General features: G+C 64.4%; 13 protein-coding genes and 3 pseudogenes. 3 read left to right on the top strand and 13 right to left on the bottom strand.

Going from position 1 to position 17,487, the window contains the following annotated elements:
- Positions 1-17: 17 nt before the first annotated feature.
- The 10 genes and pseudogenes from pdxJ to rpoE form a co-directional block, all read right to left on the bottom strand.
- Positions 18-848 (bottom strand): pyridoxine 5'-phosphate synthase, encoded by an 831-nt coding sequence (gene pdxJ / locus EKK97_RS08940; protein ID WP_159551234.1) that lies wholly within the window; start codon positions 846-848, stop codon positions 18-20.
- A pseudogene (gene recO / locus EKK97_RS08935) lies at positions 849-1,549 on the bottom strand (DNA repair protein RecO).
- A 29-nt stretch (positions 1,550-1,578) separates the two neighbouring features.
- Positions 1,579-2,478: a GTPase Era gene (era, locus tag EKK97_RS08930; RefSeq protein ID WP_159551232.1), complete on the bottom strand. Its 900-nt coding sequence runs from the start codon at positions 2,476-2,478 to the stop codon at positions 1,579-1,581.
- On the bottom strand, positions 2,475-3,167 hold the full coding sequence (gene rnc / locus EKK97_RS08925) for a ribonuclease III (protein ID WP_159551230.1): 693 nt from the start codon (positions 3,165-3,167) through the stop codon (positions 2,475-2,477). Before rnc ends, era begins: the two co-directional genes overlap by 4 nt.
- Before the next feature lie 24 nt (positions 3,168-3,191).
- A complete protein-coding gene (gene lepB / locus EKK97_RS08920) occupies positions 3,192-3,995 on the bottom strand; it encodes a signal peptidase I (RefSeq protein WP_159551228.1) in 804 nt (267 codons plus the stop codon).
- Positions 3,996-4,008: 13 nt separating this feature from the next.
- The gene (gene lepA / locus EKK97_RS08915; RefSeq protein WP_159551226.1) at positions 4,009-5,826 is read right to left on the bottom strand and encodes a translation elongation factor 4; all 1,818 of its coding nucleotides are present in this window, start codon (positions 5,824-5,826) and stop codon (positions 4,009-4,011) included.
- Between the two features lie 195 nt (positions 5,827-6,021).
- A complete protein-coding gene (locus EKK97_RS08910; protein WP_159551224.1) occupies positions 6,022-7,449 on the bottom strand; it encodes a DegQ family serine endoprotease in 1,428 nt (475 codons plus the stop codon).
- A gap of 154 nt (positions 7,450-7,603) precedes the next feature.
- On the bottom strand, positions 7,604-8,569 hold the full coding sequence (locus EKK97_RS08905; RefSeq protein WP_159551221.1) for a MucB/RseB C-terminal domain-containing protein: 966 nt from the start codon (positions 8,567-8,569) through the stop codon (positions 7,604-7,606).
- Entirely contained in the window at positions 8,475-9,278 is an 804-nt protein-coding gene (locus tag EKK97_RS08900) for a sigma-E factor negative regulatory protein (protein ID WP_236551410.1), read from the bottom strand. The genes EKK97_RS08905 and EKK97_RS08900 overlap by 95 nt, the downstream gene beginning before the upstream one ends.
- Before the next feature lie 181 nt (positions 9,279-9,459).
- A pseudogene (gene rpoE, locus EKK97_RS08895) lies at positions 9,460-10,053 on the bottom strand (RNA polymerase sigma factor RpoE); the annotation flags it as partial.
- A gap of 307 nt (positions 10,054-10,360) precedes the next feature.
- Between rpoE and EKK97_RS08890 the strand changes: the two are divergent.
- Positions 10,361-11,437, top strand: coding sequence for a 3-deoxy-7-phosphoheptulonate synthase (locus EKK97_RS08890; RefSeq protein WP_159551217.1), 1,077 nt, complete (start codon positions 10,361-10,363; stop codon positions 11,435-11,437).
- A 65-nt stretch (positions 11,438-11,502) separates the two neighbouring features.
- Here the strand turns inward: EKK97_RS08890 and dinG are convergent.
- Together dinG and rhlB are read right to left on the bottom strand one after the other, a co-directional pair.
- Positions 11,503-13,637, bottom strand: a pseudogene (dinG, locus tag EKK97_RS08885) (ATP-dependent DNA helicase DinG).
- Between the two features lie 180 nt (positions 13,638-13,817).
- The gene (gene rhlB / locus EKK97_RS08880; protein ID WP_234286390.1) at positions 13,818-15,092 is read right to left on the bottom strand and encodes an ATP-dependent RNA helicase RhlB; all 1,275 of its coding nucleotides are present in this window, start codon (positions 15,090-15,092) and stop codon (positions 13,818-13,820) included.
- 193 nt (positions 15,093-15,285) lie between these two features.
- On the opposite strand from rhlB, the gene EKK97_RS08875 reads away from it, so the two are divergent.
- Both EKK97_RS08875 and xthA read left to right on the top strand, forming a co-directional pair.
- On the top strand, positions 15,286-15,534 hold the full coding sequence (locus tag EKK97_RS08875; protein ID WP_159551215.1) for a hypothetical protein: 249 nt from the start codon (positions 15,286-15,288) through the stop codon (positions 15,532-15,534).
- Positions 15,534-16,364: an exodeoxyribonuclease III gene (gene xthA / locus EKK97_RS08870; RefSeq protein WP_159555737.1), complete on the top strand. Its 831-nt coding sequence runs from the start codon at positions 15,534-15,536 to the stop codon at positions 16,362-16,364. Before EKK97_RS08875 ends, xthA begins: the two co-directional genes overlap by 1 nt.
- Before the next feature lie 34 nt (positions 16,365-16,398).
- Here the strand turns inward: xthA and EKK97_RS08865 are convergent, their stop codons facing one another.
- Positions 16,399-17,487: a tetratricopeptide repeat protein gene (locus EKK97_RS08865; RefSeq protein WP_159551213.1), complete on the bottom strand. Its 1,089-nt coding sequence runs from the start codon at positions 17,485-17,487 to the stop codon at positions 16,399-16,401.

Genomic DNA, 17,487 nt, shown 5'->3' with positions numbered 1-17,487 from the left:
GCCGATGACGGTAATGGTCAGTGATCGTGTTCGTCGTGGTCGTGGCTGTGATCATGCTCCTCCAGCGAGGCGATGAACCCTGCCTCCTGACCGGCGATCATCAGCCGCTTCATCTCGGCTACGGCCTCCTTGAGCCCGACGAACAACGCCCGGGCGATGATGGCATGGCCGATGTTGAGCTCGTGCAGCCCCGGGATCGCCGCAATGGCCTCGACATTGTGGTAATGCAGGCCATGCCCGGCATTGACCGTGAGCCCCAGTTCCAGCGCCATCTCCGTCGCCGCTGACAGACGTGCATGCTCCTCGCGGGCCGCCTGCCCCGTACATTCAGCATAGGCCCCGGTGTGCAGCTCGATCACCGGCGCCCCGGCACGCCTGGAGGCCTCGATCTGGCTCGGCTCGGGATCGATGAACAGCGACACCTCACAGCCTGCCGCTGCCAGACGCCGGCAGGCATCCGCAATCGCATCGAAATGGCCCACCACGTCCAGGCCGCCCTCGGTGGTCAATTCCTCGCGCTTCTCCGGCACCAGACAGACATGCGCCGGGCGGATCTCCTCGGCCAGCGCCAGCATCTCTTCGGTGACAGCCATCTCCAGGTTCATGCGGGTATTGAGCACCTCGGCCAGCAGGCGCACGTCGCGCTCCTGAATGTGCCGTCGATCCTCACGCAGATGAATGGTGATGCCATCGGCTCCCGCCTCTTCGGCCAATAGCGCCGCCTGAACCGGGTCGGGATAGCGCGTGCCGCGCGCCTGACGCAACGTGGCAATGTGGTCGATATTGACGCCAAGCAGAATGCGCGGGGATGCATGAGACTCTCCAGCTACGGGTCGGGGAAGTGGCAATCAGTGTGAGGGGGAACGGCGTCGTTCGGCAAGTTGACGCATCAGCTCGCGCGAGCGCAACGGCCGCGAGCCGAGCAAGGGGGCCAGCGCCGCACGTGCAATCGCCTTGGCCGGACCGGCCAGGCCCGGCGCCGCCCAGTCGCCGCCGGCCAACAGACGCAGGGTGCGGCCATCGAGCCCCGGCTCGCCAGGCACGAAAGCCCGTGAGGGGGCATCGAAGCGATAGCGGCCGTGAGGGTCGAGTTCGCCGCCTTCCGGCGTGGTAAAGCGTGGTGCGGCATCCAGAGTGTCGAGCAGAGAGAACTCCAGGCGCCGCAGTGCTACGGCGCGGCCATCGGGACGCGGCAATGCCTCGAGCAGCGCCGTATAGAAGGCGAAGACCTCCGCCGCCGGCAGCTCGATTGGCAGCGTCCGCGTCAAGAGCTCGTTGGCGTAGAGCCCACAGAGCAAGCCTTCGCCAACAAGCAACGCTGCCGCCCCGCGGCTCTCCATCAGGCGCAGGCGCTTGAGCTCCCCTTCCCCACCCAGGTGACATGCAATGGAGCGAAGGGCTGAAGCCGCCCGCGGGAGCGCGAGCCCGGGCGCTGCACGCCCTGGGCCACCGCGCGCACGCGGCCATGATCGAGAGTGAGCAGCTCGACCAGCGCACTGGTCTCGCGATAGGGACGCTTATGGAGGAGGAAGGCCGGCTGCGGCTGCATGATCGGGCGCTTGCCAGTTAGGGGCGAGTTCAGTCAAGGTCGTAGCCCAGACTCTTCAGGGCTCTCTCATCGTCCGACCAGCCACGCTTCACCTTGACCCACAGGTTGAGCATGACCTTGGCGTCCAGCGCGCGTTCCATGTCGAGCCGTGCCTCGCGGCCAATGTTCTTGATTCGTTCGCCCTTGTCGCCGATGAGAATCTTCTTCTGTCCGGGACGCTCCACCAGGATCAGGGCACTAATGTGAATCACCTTGCCCTCGTCGCGAAACTCCTCGATCTCTACCGTGACCTGGTAGGGCAGTTCGTCGCCGAGCTGGCGCATGATCTTCTCGCGCACCAGTTCCGCCGCAAGGAAGCGCTGGCTCTTGTCGGTGATCTGGTCGTCGGGGAAGTAATGAATGCTCTCGGGCAGGTGCTTGGCCACCTCCGCCTCGAGCTCGGGCACGTTGGTGCCGTGCTTGGCGGAAATGGGGATGATGGCGGCGAACTCGCGCCGCGCCCCCACCTCGGCGAGCCAGGGCAGCAGCGTGCTCTTGTCCTCGAGCCTGTCGACCTTGTTGACGGCGAGAATCACCGGCGCCTCGACGTGCTCCAGGCGCGAGAGTACCACCTGGTCCTCGTCGGTCCAGCGCGTGCGGTCGATGATGAATACCACGCAGTTTACGTCGCGCAGGGCTTGGGTGGCCGCCTGGTTCATGAAGCGGTTGATCGCCTTGTTGCGGTCACGCCCGAGGATATGGATGCCCGGGGTGTCGACGTAGATGAACTGTGCCTCCCCCTCGGTCTTGATGCCCATGACCTGGTGTCGGGTAGTCTGGGGCCGCCGCGAGGTGATCGAGATCTTCTGCCCGAGAATGCGGTTCATCAGGGTCGACTTGCCGACATTGGGACGGCCGACGATGGCCACGAAGCCACAGGTCTCGCTCATGATCTGGCCCCCTTCTGGTTTTCGAGCTGAAGCAAGGCGAGTTCGGCGGCTTGCTGCTCGGCATGGCGACGGCTGGAGCCGGTGCCCAAGGTGTGCGAGTCGAGCAGCTCGACGTGGCACTCCACGGTGAAGGTCTGGTCGTGAGCCTCGCCCTCCACCGACACCACCTCGTAGCGCGGCAGCGGCGACTGACGCGACTGCAGGAACTCCTGCAACCGTGTCTTGGGGTCCTTCTGGGTATCCTGCAGGTCGATCGATTCCAGACGCTCGGCGTACCAGGCCAGCACACGGGCACGCGCCACGTCCATGCCGGCATCGAGGTAGATCGCGCCCAGCACGGCTTCGACCGCATCGGCCAGGATCGAATCGCGCCGATGCCCGCCGCTCTTCATCTCGCCGGAGCCCAGGCGCAAGCATTCACCGAAGGACATCTCACGGGCCAGCTCGGCCAAGGTCTGGCCACGCACCAGGCGGGCACGAAGCCGCGACAGCTGCCCTTCACGGGCCTGAGGAAAACGCGCGTAGAGCGCCTCTGCGATGACGAAATTGACGATGGAGTCACCGAGGAACTCCAACCGTTCGTTGTTCTGGCCCCCGAAGCTGCGATGGGTCATGGCCAGTTCCAGCAAGGCGATGTCGCGGAAGGTATGACCGATACGTCGGCTGAAGGCGGAAAGGGATTTGCTCACGAAATTCCTGTTATTTCTGATCCATCAATGGATACGGCGAACCTGGGTGAAGCTCGGCAGACCACCATCCCAGTGCATCCACACGGCAAACGCCCGCCCGACGACGTTCTCCTCGGGCACGAAGCCCCAGTAGCGGCTGTCGTTGGAGTGGTCGCGGTTGTCACCCATGGTGAAGTAGTGTCCGTCGGGCACGACGATTTCACGCACGCGGGGCCCCGGGTCACGTGGATTATTGTAGATATGATGGCTGACCTCGCCCAGCCGCTCTTCCAGCAGCCATTCGCCAGGCGCCGAGACAGGCGCTTCGTCCAGCAGGCGCTTGGGCACCGGCTCGCCATTGACGAACAGTTGCTTGTCCTCGTAGCGCACGGTATCGCCCGGCAAGCCCACCACACGCTTGATGAAATTCACCGAGGGTTCGCTGGGAAAGCGGAACACCATGACATCGCCACGCTGCGGCTCGCCCACCTCGACGATGCGGGTGTGCGTCACCGGCAGGCGCAAGCCGTAGGCATACTTGTTGACCAGGATGAAGTCGCCCACTTCCAGGGTCGGGCGCATGGAACCGGAAGGTATCTGGAACGGCTCCACCAGAAAGCTTCTCAGCAGCAGCACCACCAGCAACACCGGAAAGAAGGAGCGCGCATAGTCGACCGGCCAAGGCTCCTTCATGGCGCGCTCGCGGGCGGTCTGGTCGAGCCCCTCGGTGGTACCCGCCTCGACGGCGGCCAGACGCTGTTGACGCGCCGGGCGCCACCAGACCAGATCGAGCAGCCAGATCAGCCCCGTGATGGCCACGGCCACCACCAGCAGAAGTGAGAAATCCATAATATCGCCGGTCCTAGTCGTTCACCTTGAGTACGGCCAGGAAAGCGTCCTGGGGAATCTCTACCCGACCGACCTGTTTCATGCGCTTCTTGCCTGCCTTCTGTTTCTCGAGCAGTTTCTTCTTGCGCGTCACATCGCCGCCATAACATTTGGCCGTCACGTTCTTGCGCAGCGCCTTGACGGTGGAGCGCGCCACCACCTGTCCACCGATGGCGGCCTGGATCGCCACGTCGAACATCTGACGCGGGATCAGCTCCTTCATCTTCTCCACCAGCACCCGACCACGCGAGTGCGCATGGTCACGGTGGATGATCACCGCCAGCGCATCGACCCGGTCGCCGTTGATCAGCACGTCCAGACGCACCAGCCTGGCCGCCTCGAAGCGCTCGAAGTTGTAGTCCAGCGAGGCATAACCCTTGGAAATCGACTTGAGGCGGTCGAAGAAGTCCATCACCACTTCGGACATGGGCAGCTCGTAGGTGAGCTGGATCTGGCTGCCAAGGAACTGCATGTCCTTCTGGGTACCTCGGCGGTTCTCGCATTCGGCGATGACGTTGCCGACGAACTCCTGCGGCACCAGGATACTGGCACGCACGATCGGCTCGCGCATCTCATCCACGTCGGCCATATCGGGCAGCTTGGAGGGGTTGGAGACGTACCTGACGTCGCCGTTCTTCATCGCCAGTTCGTAGACCACGGTCGGCGCCGTGGTGAGCAGGTCCAGGTCGTACTCGCGCTCGAGCCGTTCCTGGATGATCTCCATGTGCAGCGTACCGAGGAAGCCGACCCGGAAACCGAAGCCCAGGGCGTCGGAGTTCTCGGGCTCGTACTCCAGCGAAGCGTCGTTGAGCGCCAGCTTCTCCAGCGCGTCGCGGAAGTCCTCGTAGTCGTCGGCGCTGACCGGGAACATACCGGCGTAGACCTGCGGCTTGACCTTCTGGAAGCCGGGCAGCCGCTCGACGTCCGGTGTCTTGGCATGGGTGATGGTGTCACCCACCGGCGCACCGTGGATGTCCTTGATGCCGGCCACCACGAAACCCACCTCGCCGGCACGCAGGATGTTGGTTTCCTTGCGCAGGGGCGTGAAGATACCCACCTCGTTGGCCTGCCAGTCGCGACCGGTGGACTTGATGCGAATCTTCTCGCCTTTCTTCAGGGTGCCATCGAAAATGCGCACCAGCGACACCACACCGAGGTAGTTGTCGAACCAGGAGTCGATGATCAGCGCCTGCAGCGGCGCGTCGGGATCGCCCTTCGGAGGTGGAATGTCGCGCACCAGGCGTTCGAGCAGCGCATCGATGCCGAGCCCGCTCTTGGCCGACACCTGGCAGGCATCGGTGGCGTCCAGGCCGATGATCTCCTCGATCTCGTGGGCCACCTTGTCGGGATCGGCCTGGGGCAGATCCATCTTGTTGAGCACCGGCAGGACCTCGAGCCCCTGCTCGATGGCGGTATAGCAGTTGGCCACCGATTGGGCCTCGACACCCTGGGCGGCGTCCACCACCAGCAGCGCGCCCTCGCAGGCGTAGAGCGAACGCGACACCTCGTAGGAGAAATCAACGTGCCCCGGGGTGTCGATGAAGTTGAGCTGGTAGGTGTTGCCGTCCTGGGCGTGGTAATCCAGCGTGACGGACTGGGCCTTGATGGTGATGCCGCGCTCGCGCTCGAGATCCATCGAATCGAGCACCTGTTCCTTGAGTTCGCGCTCGGTCAGGCCACCGCAGCTCTGGATCAGACGATCTGCCAGGGTCGACTTGCCGTGATCGATATGGGCAATGATCGAGAAATTCCGAATGTGCTTCAGTTTTTCGTTGCTTGCTTCGTTGCTCATCTAGCCCAGTCCGGTGTTCGACACGAGCGCGGCAGCGGCGGAGTCATCGGCGCCCGTTCACGTCATATGAATTCGATGGCCGGTATTGTACCGGCATGGCCAAGGGTTGGACAGCACAGCCATCCATGAGCCACCAAAACGAAGGCACCTCCTGGCATGCCAGGAGGTGCCCGTGACTCGATTCCCAGCGAAGAATCAGCCGCGACCGAGCCTCAGTGCTACGAACAGCGAACGGCCGTCACGATAGAGGCGCACGGGCACGGCGCGATCGGTGGGCAGCGCCTGAGCCAGCTCACGCAGCTGGGCGGCGTTCTCGACTGCATGATGATCGATGCTGACGATCACGTCGCCCGGCATGATACCGGCATTATTGGCCGCACCGCCGGGTTCGACATCACGCACCAGCACGCCGCTGTCGATGCCCAGGCGCTGGCGCTCGGCATCGTCGAGTTCGGCGATGGCGAGTCCCAGACGCGCCTGGGCGTCGGAATCGCCGGGGCGCGCCTGCGCCATCTGCTCGCTGTCGGGCCAGTCGCCGATGGTCACCGTGACGTCCTGGCGCTCGCCATCGCGCATGATGGTCAGCTCAGCCTCGTTGCCCGGCGCGACCCTGCCGATTAGGCGAGGCAGATTGCGTGAGCGTTCGACCTCTTCGCCATCGACCTCGAGCACGATATCGCCTGCCTGCAAGCCGGCCTGGGCGGCGGGCCCTTCAGGGTCGAGATCGGCGATCAGGGCACCGCTGGCGCTATCCATGCCGAACGACTCGGCCAGATCGCGGGATACCGGCTGAATCATCACGCCAAGCCAACCACGACGGACGCGGCCGTCCTCGCGCAATTGGTTGGCCACGTCCATGGCCACGTTGATGGGAATTGCGAACGACAAGCCCATGAAACCGCCGCTACGGGTGAAGATTTGCGAGTTGATGCCGACCACTTCGCCGTCGAGGTTGAACAGTGGGCCTCCCGAATTACCGGGGTTGATGGCCACGTCGGTCTGGATGAAAGGCACGTAGGCGTCACGCGGCAGCGTGCGATTGATGGCACTGACGATACCGGCGGTCACCGAATGATCGAAGCCGAACGGCGAGCCGATAGCGGCTACCCACTCTCCTACGCGCAGCTCATCGGAATCGCCCATATTCAGCGTCGGCAGATCCGAGGCATCCACTTTGAGCAGAGCCACGTCGGTCTGGGTATCGGCGCCCACCAGTTCGGCCTCGAGCTCGCGGCGATCGTTGAGACGCACGAGGATCTCGTCGGCTCCTTCGACCACATGGGCATTGGTCAGGATGTAGCCGTTCTCGCTGATGATGAACCCAGACCCCAGCGACTGCCGCTCGCCACCGCGCCCCGGACCTCCGCCCCCGCCCGGCGGGGCCGGGAAGCGATCGCCGAAGAAGTGCCGGAAAATATCGGGAATTTCCTGGCCACCGAAGCCTTCAAAAGGCTGAGGACGGTTCGGAATGGCCCGTGTGGTGGAAATATTGACTACCCCGGGGGCCGCCTGCTCGACCAGCTCGGTGAAATCGGGCAAGTCACGGGCGAAGACAGACTGCCACGACATCAGCACTGCCAGCATCAGCGCCCCGAGAAAGAATTGTCGCGTCAATGACTTCATATAAGCTCCTGCATCAGCTTGCTTGCACCAGGTTTCAAACCCTTTCGTTTAAAAGATCGCGTTTCAAACCCTTGTGTTTCAAACCCTTGCCTTACTGTTTTTGCCGCTTCGTCGCCTGGTGGCATTCATTCCCGGGAAGGCGCTTCGCGCCACGTCAGGTTTTCCGCCACCTGTACCAGTACCCGGGAGGCAGCTCCCCCATGACCACCACTTGCATGGGGTGCTCGTTCGCCACCACATGGCGCACCACGGCAAGCGAGATGCCCAACCGATGCAGCCCGGGAATCAGGCGTTCCTGTCCCTCCTCTATGGGCTCGACGAACAGGCTGAGCGTCGATAGGCCATCGCTGTAGAGGCGATGCCCTATCGCCCGGCCGTGCTGTTCATCATGGGTATCGATCGGCTGGTCGATGAAGCCCTCCGGCAGCCACCCGGGGCGCCACGGATGCTCCGGCGGCGGCCTCTGGGCATCCAGCACCACCCCGCCGCTATGCAGTTCAGGCGGCTGCAGCTCGGTCAGCTGGAAAGTCTCGACCACACGACCGCGGTCGTCGATCAGCTCGCGCTTCAACGGCAAGGCCGTCTGCGAGTCGAGCCAGAGACGCTGGCCGAAACGCATGCCATCGAGCGGCTCGATATCCAGGCGCACTGCGCTACGGTTGGCGATGCGTTCGTCGCTGCCCATGCCGAGCCGATAGTACTGCTCGATATGCCGGGCGATACCGGCCGGAGAAGCCGGCACTTCCTCGTCGTCGCTCGACCATGTCATGCGACCGATGAGCCCACGCCGCTCGAAGAACACCGACGGACCATCGAGGAAACGCGCCACCTCCCGCTCGATGCCGTCCTGGATATCCCGCGAGAGCGCCAGGGTACGCACGCCATCGATGCCGATGCGTACCGCACGCGCCTGAAAAGTATGACAATGACTGGCCCACAGGCTGCGCTCGAACCATTCCAGCGGCGAGCCAGGCTGCTCCCACTCAGCCAGTTGCCGGCAGTCGAACCGTTCGGCCTGCGACGGCTCAGCCTGCGTTTCGGCAATGGCGGAAGAGAGAGGGAACAGCAGCGCGGCGCTGCTGAGGAAGGCCAGGCGCCTTGCGATACGCCTGCCCACCATCAGCGCTGCCCCAGTGTCTCGTTACCCGAAGCCCGTAGCAAAGGCATCCAGACATCGCCACTACCGTAGGTGGCCCCTTCGGCATGCCGGTCGAGATAGGACTGCAGCAAGCGCGCCTGCTCCTGGTCGTTGCGCTGCGATTGACGGGGTTGGGCGTCATGAACAAGGGGGAGTCGAGACCGGCACCTACCGGCATCAGGCCGGACTGCGCGCCTGAGGAAGCCGGAGAGAACAGCGGCATACCGACGGGTACGGCCTGGCTACCACCGCCAGCCTGAGCAGCCAGGCTGCGCTGTGGCTGAGCCGAGGAGGAACGCGCCTCGCCGTCGGCCAATTGGGCGTCTCCCCCGGTGCTGGTGAAATCGCTGCCTTGGTAGAACTGTACCCCGGTGATCACCATCAGGGTGACAGCGGCGGCAATCCCCGCGCTACGGCTCAGAGAGTAGGAAGAGCGACGCGGTGCGAGACGAGGCTCCTCGATCGCCGGTGCAGGCTCGGCGTCCAGACGGGCCATGATGCCTGCCGAAAGATCCGTGCTGACATCGATGTCATGATCCCGCCTCAGCAGGCTGCGCATCAGATGGTAGCGCCGCCATGCCTCTGCTGCATCCGGCTCGCTCTCGAGCGTTTTCAGCACCCGGCGCAGCTCGAGATCATCACCTTCGTTGTCCATCAGGGCAGAAAGCGATTCCCGTGCATTCTGACTCATTCCTAACACCCCCACATTGGCAAGGCACCCTGCCTCGCTATCAATGATTCCCGGCATTCCCGACCGCACCCAACCAGAATGCCGACAGCCCATGGATTGCCGCTGTCATACAGCGGTCAATGCTTCAGACGTCATCGACGCGAGACAGTTCAGCGTCGAAACAAAAACATTGCCGAAAACTTCACTCCGTCAACGATTCGCGAGTCCGCGCCGTGGTCATCAGCGGTTGGATATGCTGGTCCACCGCCTCCCGTGCACGAAAGATTCGCGACCGCACCGTGCCCACCGGGCACTGCATGATATTGGCGATATCCTCGTAGGAAAGCCCATCGAGTTCGCGCAGGGTAATGGCCGTGCGCAGGTCGTCGGGCAGGTTCTCGATCGCTTCGAATACCGCGGCCTCGAGCTGGTCCCGGGCCAGCGACGACTCCGGTGTCTCGATGTCGGAGAGCCGGCCGCTATGGTCGAGGATCTCGGCATCGACGATGTCGAGATCGCTGCCGGGCGGACGCCGCCCCTTCGAGACAAGATGGTTCTTGGCCGTGTTGATGGCGATGCGGTACATCCAGGTATAGAAGGCACTCTCGGCGCGAAACTTACCGAGTGCACGATAGGCCTTGATGAAAGCCTCCTGGGCCACGTCCTGCACTTCGGCATGGTCCTGTATATAGCGTCCGATCAACCCGATGATCTTGTGCTGGTACTTCTTGACCAGCAGATCGAAGGCTCGCGTATCGCCTTTCTGCGCACGCTCCACGAGCTGTTGATCGCTTTCCGATTACCCATTCACGCTCCCCCGGCAGGGCGGTACCCTGAAGCGGGATGAGCCGTAAAAGCATCGTTAGGTAGTCTGCATGCATGGTATCAACCTGGAGCCCGTTGGCCGCTGAAAATCCCTGGACGTTTACGTCCGTCCCGACAAGTGTTCCTGTTTCTTGGCCGCGCATCAAGCCAGCCGCCATGCCGCCGGGCTGTGACAATCCCGCGGCCGTCGGGTTCCGTTGTGATTGCCGCTTTTTCCCTCGGCGGGTGTATAGTAGTTCATCTTCTCGCCATCAACGCATCACGACACAGGTAGCAACATGTCAGATCAGCAGGTCAGCAACCTCAACGTCCTGTCCCAGGACGTACTGATCACCCCCGAAGCCCTCAAGAACGAGATCCCCCTCAGCGAAACCGCCGAGAGAACGGTGATCGAGGGTCGCCGGACGATCCAGAACATTCTCGATGGTACCGACCCACGACTGCTGGTGGTGATCGGCCCCTGCTCGATCCATGACGTCGACGCGGCCCTGGACTACGCGCGCCGCCTGCGCCGCCTGGCCGACGAAGTAAAGGACAGCCTCTACATCGTGATGCGCGTCTACTTCGAGAAGCCCCGCACCACGGTCGGCTGGAAGGGACTGATCAACGACCCGCATCTCAACGGCTCGTTCGAGATCGAGGAGGGTCTGCACATTGCCCGCAAGCTGCTGGTCGAACTCTCCGAGCTCGGCCTGCCGCTGGCCACCGAGGCGCTGGACCCGATCTCGCCGCAGTACCTGCAGGACTGCATCAGCTGGTCGGCGATCGGCGCCCGCACCACCGAATCCCAGACCCACCGCGAGATGTCTTCCGGCCTCTCCAGCCCGGTGGGCTTCAAGAATGGTACCGACGGCAGCCTCGACGTGGCGATCAACGCGCTGCAGTCAGTGTCGCACCCGCACAATTTCCTCGGCATCAACCAGAGCGGCCAGGTGGCGATCATCCGCACCCGCGGCAACGCCTACGCCCACGTGGTGCTGCGCGGCGGCAACGGCAAGCCCAACTACGACAGCGTCAGCGTGGCACTGGCCGAGCAGGAGCTGAAAAAGGCCGAGATCAAGCCCAACATCATGATCGACTGTTCCCACGCCAATTCCAACAAGGATCCGGCGCTGCAGCCGCTGGTGATGGACAACGTCACCAACCAGATCCTCGAGGGCAATCGCTCGATCATGGGGCTGATGGTCGAATCGCACATCGGCTGGGGCAACCAGAAGATCCTCGACGATCATAGCCAGATGCAGTACGGCGTCTCCGTCACCGATGCCTGTATCGACTGGCCGACCACCGAAGAGGCCATTACCAGAATGGCGCAGAAGCTCGCACCGGTGCTGGCCAAACGTCGCCAGGATTGATCTCGTCACGCCAAGGCCCGCATCGTTAGATGCGGGCCTTTTTGCTTGGCGCACTCCGCTAGCGGCTAGACACCTTCGATTTCGCGCCTGAACGGCGGCAAGGCGTCGAGTAGCGCCTGGCCATAACGTCGCGTGAGCACGCGCCGGTCGAGCAGTGTGATGCGTCCCTGGTCGGCTTCCTTGCGGATCAACCGGCCGCAGGCCTGCACCAGCTTGATCGAAGCATCGGGCACGCTGATGCGCATGAAGGGGTTACCGCCCCGGCTCTCGATCCACTCGGCCAGGGTCGCCCCCACTGGATCGTCGGGCACGGCAAACGGTAGCCGGGTGATCACCACATGGGTCAGGTAATCGCCGGGCAGGTCGATGCCTTCGGCGAAGCTAGCCAAGCCGAAGATCACGCTGCCCTCCCCGGCATCCACTCGGGCACGATGGCGCTCGATCAGCTCGCGCTTGGGCAGCCTATCCTGGGCCAGCACCCGCTCGCGCCACTTCGCCGGCAGCGCCTTTTCCACCGCACGCAGCTGCGCCCGCGACGAGAACAGCATCAGCACCGCTTCCCTGTCGCCCAGCCCGCTGACGAAATCGACAATGGTCCGTTCGTGGGCGTCACGGTCGCCGGGGTCCACCGCCTCGCGCGGCACGCTGAGCACCGCGCGGGAATAATCGAAGGGACTTGGCAAGCGCTGGTAGCGGTAGCGATTGGCCAGCCCGGCACGCTCCTGCAGGCGCTCGAAGCGGCCAAGCGCCGTGAGCGTAGCCGAGGTCACCACGGCACCGAAGCAGCTTCCCCATAGGCTCTTGGCCAGGGTCGGCGCCGCCGACACGGGGCTCGCCGAGAAGACCAGCTCGGGTTCGCTACCGAAGCGCTCCAGCGTCAGCCATCGCGCTCTCGGCGCCTCGCCCTCCATGTCGGTTTCAGCGTAGGCTTCCCACAGCCCATGCGCCTCCAGTGCACGGCCGTGCAACAGCGCCAGCAGCGGCAGCCACGCCTCGGCCTGCTCACGCGGCAGCCCGGTGTGCTTGTCGGGGTCGAGGCTCTCACGCAAGATGTCGCTCATGGTTTCCAACGTGCGTGAAAGCTCGGCGAAACCACCAGCAGGTTGCTAGCATGCTGGCGCAGGGCATCGGGAACGCGTCCCATCTCGAAGCGGTATTGATGGCTCTCCTCGCCCTCTTCCAGCCCGTGCTGGCGCCCGGCCAACTGGTGGCCGAGCGAAAAGGCCTCCCCCAGACGCGGCTCCAGTGCGGCGATGGTTTCCGGCAACCCGGCCAGCAGCCGCGCCAGGGTCGGCTGTATCGCCAGCGCCTGGTTGAGCTCGGTCAGCGACTTCTTCAGATTTCCCAGCCAACGCAGGGTGCCGTTGATACCTACGCGGTGGGCAAAATGATTCAGCGCCTTGTCCGGCAGGTGGTGCCCTTCGTCGAAGACGTAGATGCAGTCGCCGGGCGGCGGCAGCACCACGCCGCCACCCAGCGACAGGTCGGCCAGCACCAGATCGTGGTTGGCAACGATGATGTCGGCACTTTCCAGGTCACGGCGGGCACGGAAGAAGGCACAGGCGGCGAAATGGCCGCAGCGGCGGTTGGTGCACTGGCGGTGATCGATGGTCAGGCGTCGCCAATCGGTGTCTTCGATGGCTTCCGGCCAGCTCTCGCGATCCCCTTCCCAGCGGCCACTGCCATAGGCTTCGGCCATCTCCTGCACCAGCGCCAGGAAATGGTCGCCGGCGCCCTGGGCCAGGCTCTGCTCGAACAGCGACAGGGTCGGGTTGTCCTCGACGCCATCGAGCGCCTGCTCCAGGCGGGTCAGGCAGACGTAGCGACCGCGCCCCTTGGCCAGGGCGTAGTCGAAATCGAGGCCGCTGTGGGCCTTGAGGGTGGGCAGGTCCTGCAGCAGCACCTGTTCCTGTAGGGCGATGGTGGCGGTGGCCACCACCAGGCGCTTGCCCCTTGCCTTGGCCACCGGCAGCGCCGCCAGCAGGTAGGCCAGGGTCTTGCCGGTGCCGGTGCCCGCCTCGAGCACGCAGACGTGCTCGTCCGAGAGCCGCCGGCCAGCATCGTCGGCCTCGATGGCGCTGAGCGTGCGGGCGATCTCGGCAATCATCAGCCGCTGGCCGTAGCGAGGCGTCAGCCCCTGGGCCTCCAGCACGCGGCGGTAGGCGCCCTGTATCTCGCCCTTGAGGGCCTCGTCGAGCATGGCCTCACTCTCTAGAAGACTTACTGTCGGGGGAACGCCTGGCGGTGGTGGCTTCGGCGTCGTCGACAGGTTTCCGAGGAGGCGCTGTGAACCCCTCCCTGGGCGCTACTTTTGCCATCCTTGGTAAAAGACCTCCTCTTCAACCTGTCCCCGGCGCCCTCTCGGCGAGGGCAGCAGGCTTTACAGCAATCCCTCGGGCGGATGCTCGCAGGGCAGCTTGTCCTGAATGTAGCGCTCGATTTCGGGCAGCGAGAAGGCGTCCTCCTCGCCGACGAAGCTGATCGACACCCCGGTGGCCCCGGCACGGCCGGTACGGCCGATACGGTGAACGTAGTCCTCCGGATCCTCGGGAAGGGTGTAGTTGATCACGTGGCTGACATCCTCGATATGGATGCCGCGGCCGGCCACATCGGTGGCCACCAGCACCTGCACTTCACCCTCGCGGAAGCGCTCCAGGGTCTTGATGCGCTGATTCTGCGGCACGTCGCCGGAGAGCATCGCCACGTTGACGTCGGCCTTCTTGAGCAGGCTCTCGAGTTTGCGCACCAGGTCGCGGCGGTTGCCGAACACCATCACCCTGTCGAAGCTTTCCTGCTTGAGCAGGTTGATCAGCAGCTTCGGCTTGTCGTCGTCGCTAACCACGTAGACACGCTGATCGATGTTGGCCTTGTTGTCGACAGTGACCTCGATCTCAACGTGGGTCGGCTGATGCGTCCACTGGCTGGCCAGGTTGAGGATGTCCTGGGAGAAAGTGGCCGAGAACAGGAAGGTCTGGCGCTCCTCCTTCTTCGGCGTGTGGCGGATGATGCGCTTGACGTCAGGAATGAAGCCCATCGACAGCATGCGATCGGCCTCGTCGAGCACGAGGACCTCGACTTGGGTCAGGTCGACGTCGCGCTTCTCGTGGAAGTCGAGCAGTCGCCCGGGAGTGGCCACTAGAATGTCGAGCTTCTTGCCCAGGTTGTCGCGCTGCTTCTGGTAGTCCATGCCGCCGACCACGCTGGCCACGTTGAGGTCGGTGAAACGCGCCAGCGCCTTGGCGTCCTTCTCGATCTGCAGCGCCAGCTCACGGGTCGGCGCCACGATCAGGGCCCGCGGCGCACCCGGCTTCTGCCCGTCCGGCACCTCTTCCTCAAGGAAGTAGGCCAGGATCGAGATCAGGAAGGCGGCGGTCTTGCCGGTGCCGGTCTGGGCCTTGCCGACCACGTCGCCGCCCAGTAGCGTGTGGGCCAGCGCCTCGGCCTGGATCGGCGTGCAGTACTCGAAGCCCAGCGCATGGATGGCGCGCATCAGCGGCAAGGGCAGATCGAAGTCGTGAAAGCGCCACTTGCCCGCCACGGCAGGCACCTGAAACTGGCGCAGATCCCAGTTCGACTGGCGACGGCGCGGCTTGCGACGACGACGCTTGGGCTTGCGGTTCTCGGCCGGGGCTGTGGTCTGTTCCGACTCGCTCATAGGCTGTGTGTCTTGTCCGTTGCAATGGGTGAAGGAAACGCTGCGTTCAACTCGCTCGTCGATTCGTTCAGCATTTCCTGAACTTCGTACAGCCGCATATTGTACCAGCCTATGGCGATGAGGGCGCGTCTCTTGCATCGGACTGGTAGAATGCACGCTCAGCAGCCACTCAACACCCATGGAGCCAGGCCCGATGACACGCCGCAAGAAGACTCGCTCGCTGGCCGACAAGGTGACCATCCGCACCGGCAAACGCAAGGATTACAAGAAGTGGCGCCACGAGAATCCCGACCAGGTAACCTCGTCGCGCCGCTTCACCCAGAAGAAGCGCCAGCAACGCAAGCTGCAGGCGGCGCGCAAGCTGGCCCGCCAGGAACAGGGCGCCAGCATCGCCATCCACCCCGAACCCACATCGACATCTAGTGAGGAGCGCGACGAGTGATACGCCTGGTCTCGTTCAACATCAATGGGCTGCGCGCCCGCATGCACCAGCTCGAGGCGCTGATCGCCACTCACCAGCCGTTGGTGATCGGACTGCAGGAAACCAAGGTTCACGACGACGAGTTTCCCCGCGAGGCAGTCGAGGCCATGGGCTACCACGTCCACTATCATGGCCAGAAAGGCCACTACGGCGTCGCACTGATGTGTCACAAGGCGCTCTGCCCCAGCGGGCCGGAGGAGGTCTTCTTCGGCCTGCCCGGCGACGGCGAAGAGTCCCAGCGCCGCTTGATCGGGGCACGGCTGCGCACCGCCGATGGCGAGACACTGACCGTGTGGAACGGCTACTTCCCGCAGGGCGAGAACATCGCCCACCCGACCAAGTTTCCCAACAAGCGTGAGTTCTACGCCCAACTGATCCAACTGCTGCGCGAACGGCACCGCCCCGACGAGCGGCTGGCGGTGATGGGGGATTTCAACATCTCCCCCGAGGACATCGACATCGGCATCGGCGAGGACAACCGCAAGCGCTGGCTGCGCGAAGGCAAGACCAGCTTCCAGCCTATCGAACGGGAGTGGCTCGGCACGCTCAAGGCGTGGGGGCTTACCGACAGCTATCGCGTGCGCTACCCACAGGTGGATGACCGCTTCAGCTGGTTCGACTACCGCTCCCGCGGTTTCGAACGCGAACCACGGCGCGGGCTGCGCATCGACTACATTCTGGTCACCGATCCCCTGGCCAAGCAGGTGCGCGACGCCGGCATCGACTACGACCTGCGCGGCATGGAACGGCCTTCGGATCACGCTCCAGTGTGGACCGACTTCGACATCTGAAACCAGACGCCTCGGCCCGTGGGGAAGCTCCTCCCTAAAGGGTCGAGAGCCAGCGCGGATCGATCTCTTCACCGCGGCGCTGCGCTTGTTGCATGGCCTGCCGGGCCAGCTCGGGCCGCCCCCAGGCGTGGGCCAGCAGGCCCAGGCGCCGCCAGTCTTGGCCTTCTCCACTGCGCCGCGCCAGCTCACGCCAAGCCTCCAGCGCGCGCTCGCGATCACGGGCCGCTTCCCAGGCACGAGCCAACAGACGCCGATGATCAACGGTGTCGGGCAGTGCCCCTTCCTCCAGCGCCGCTTGTAGATATTCGGCGGCCCGGGCCGGAGTGCCGGCGGCCAGGTGCAGCTCGATGCGCTGACGCAGGTCGTCCTCCCCTGCCAACGCCCCGAGACGCCAGCCGGCCTCCCATATCGCCGCAGCCCGCTGCGCATCGCCAAGCCCTTGGGCCAACGCCGCCGCCCGGCGCCACGCGGCGGGCTCGGCCTGTGCGTTCAGCGAAGCTTCCAATCTTGCCAGCGCCTGCTCGCCGCGCCCGGCACGTTGGAATACGGTAGCCGCCAGCGCCTGGCGGCGCTCACCCGGGGCCGGGTCGTCGGCCAACGCACGCTCGACCCACTGCGCCGCTTCTTCCCAGCGCTCCAGCTCCGCCAAAGCACGCGCCAGACGCCAACGGTCGTCGGGGCTGCCGTCATGTCGCTGATGCCAGTCGAGCCACAGCGTTACTGCCTCTTCCATCTGGCCGGCAGCCAAGCGCAGCCGGGCTTCTTCCTGCAGCCAACGGTCACGCTGCACCTGCGGTGCCTCCTGGATGCGGCGCGCCTGGCGCAGTTGCTCGGCGGCTGCCTCATGCTGCCCTACTCCGGCCGCGGCACCCGCGGCCAGTTGACGATACAGGGCGCTGGCCCAGCGGTCGGCGGCATTGCCTCCCTCAAAACGCTGCGCCTGAGCACGAGCACGTTCGGCCACCCGCTCGTGTTCGCCTTGCCGTAGCGCCTGCTGAAGCTGCTCCAGGTCGGCAATGATATCGCCGGAGAGCGCCGGCGCCTGGGCCATCGCCGAAGCGGATACCAGCAGCCCGGCACAGACGACGAGACCACAAACCACGAGATATCGTACGGCACGCAT

The organism is Billgrantia tianxiuensis (assembly GCF_009834345.1).
Lineage (GTDB): Bacteria > Pseudomonadota > Gammaproteobacteria > Pseudomonadales > Halomonadaceae > Halomonas > Halomonas tianxiuensis.
The sequence above is the reverse complement of the archived record's forward strand: the minus strand, read 5'-3'. Positions and strand labels throughout refer to the sequence as shown.

What these genes read in the sequence shown, in the direction of transcription:
- lepB (WP_159551228.1), bottom strand. Translation starts at nt 3,995, where the DNA reads ATGGATTTCTCACTTCTGCTGGTGGTGGCCGTGGCCATCACGGGGCTG.
- lepA (WP_159551226.1), bottom strand. Translation starts at nt 5,826, where the DNA reads ATGAGCAACGAAGCAAGCAACGAAAAACTGAAGCACATTCGGAATTTC.
- EKK97_RS08900 (WP_236551410.1), bottom strand. Translation starts at nt 9,278, where the DNA reads ATGAGTCAGAATGCACGGGAATCGCTTTCTGCCCTGATGGACAACGAA.
- era (WP_159551232.1), bottom strand. Translation starts at nt 2,478, where the DNA reads ATGAGCGAGACCTGTGGCTTCGTGGCCATCGTCGGCCGTCCCAATGTC.
- EKK97_RS08910 (WP_159551224.1), bottom strand. Translation starts at nt 7,449, where the DNA reads ATGAAGTCATTGACGCGACAATTCTTTCTCGGGGCGCTGATGCTGGCA.
- EKK97_RS08905 (WP_159551221.1), bottom strand. Translation starts at nt 8,569, where the DNA reads ATGGTGGGCAGGCGTATCGCAAGGCGCCTGGCCTTCCTCAGCAGCGCC.
- EKK97_RS08865 (WP_159551213.1), bottom strand. Translation starts at nt 17,487, where the DNA reads ATGCGTGCCGTACGATATCTCGTGGTTTGTGGTCTCGTCGTCTGTGCC.
- EKK97_RS08875 (WP_159551215.1), top strand. Translation starts at nt 15,286, where the DNA reads ATGACACGCCGCAAGAAGACTCGCTCGCTGGCCGACAAGGTGACCATC.
- EKK97_RS08890 (WP_159551217.1), top strand. Translation starts at nt 10,361, where the DNA reads ATGTCAGATCAGCAGGTCAGCAACCTCAACGTCCTGTCCCAGGACGTA.
- rhlB (WP_234286390.1), bottom strand. Translation starts at nt 15,092, where the DNA reads ATGAGCGAGTCGGAACAGACCACAGCCCCGGCCGAGAACCGCAAGCCC.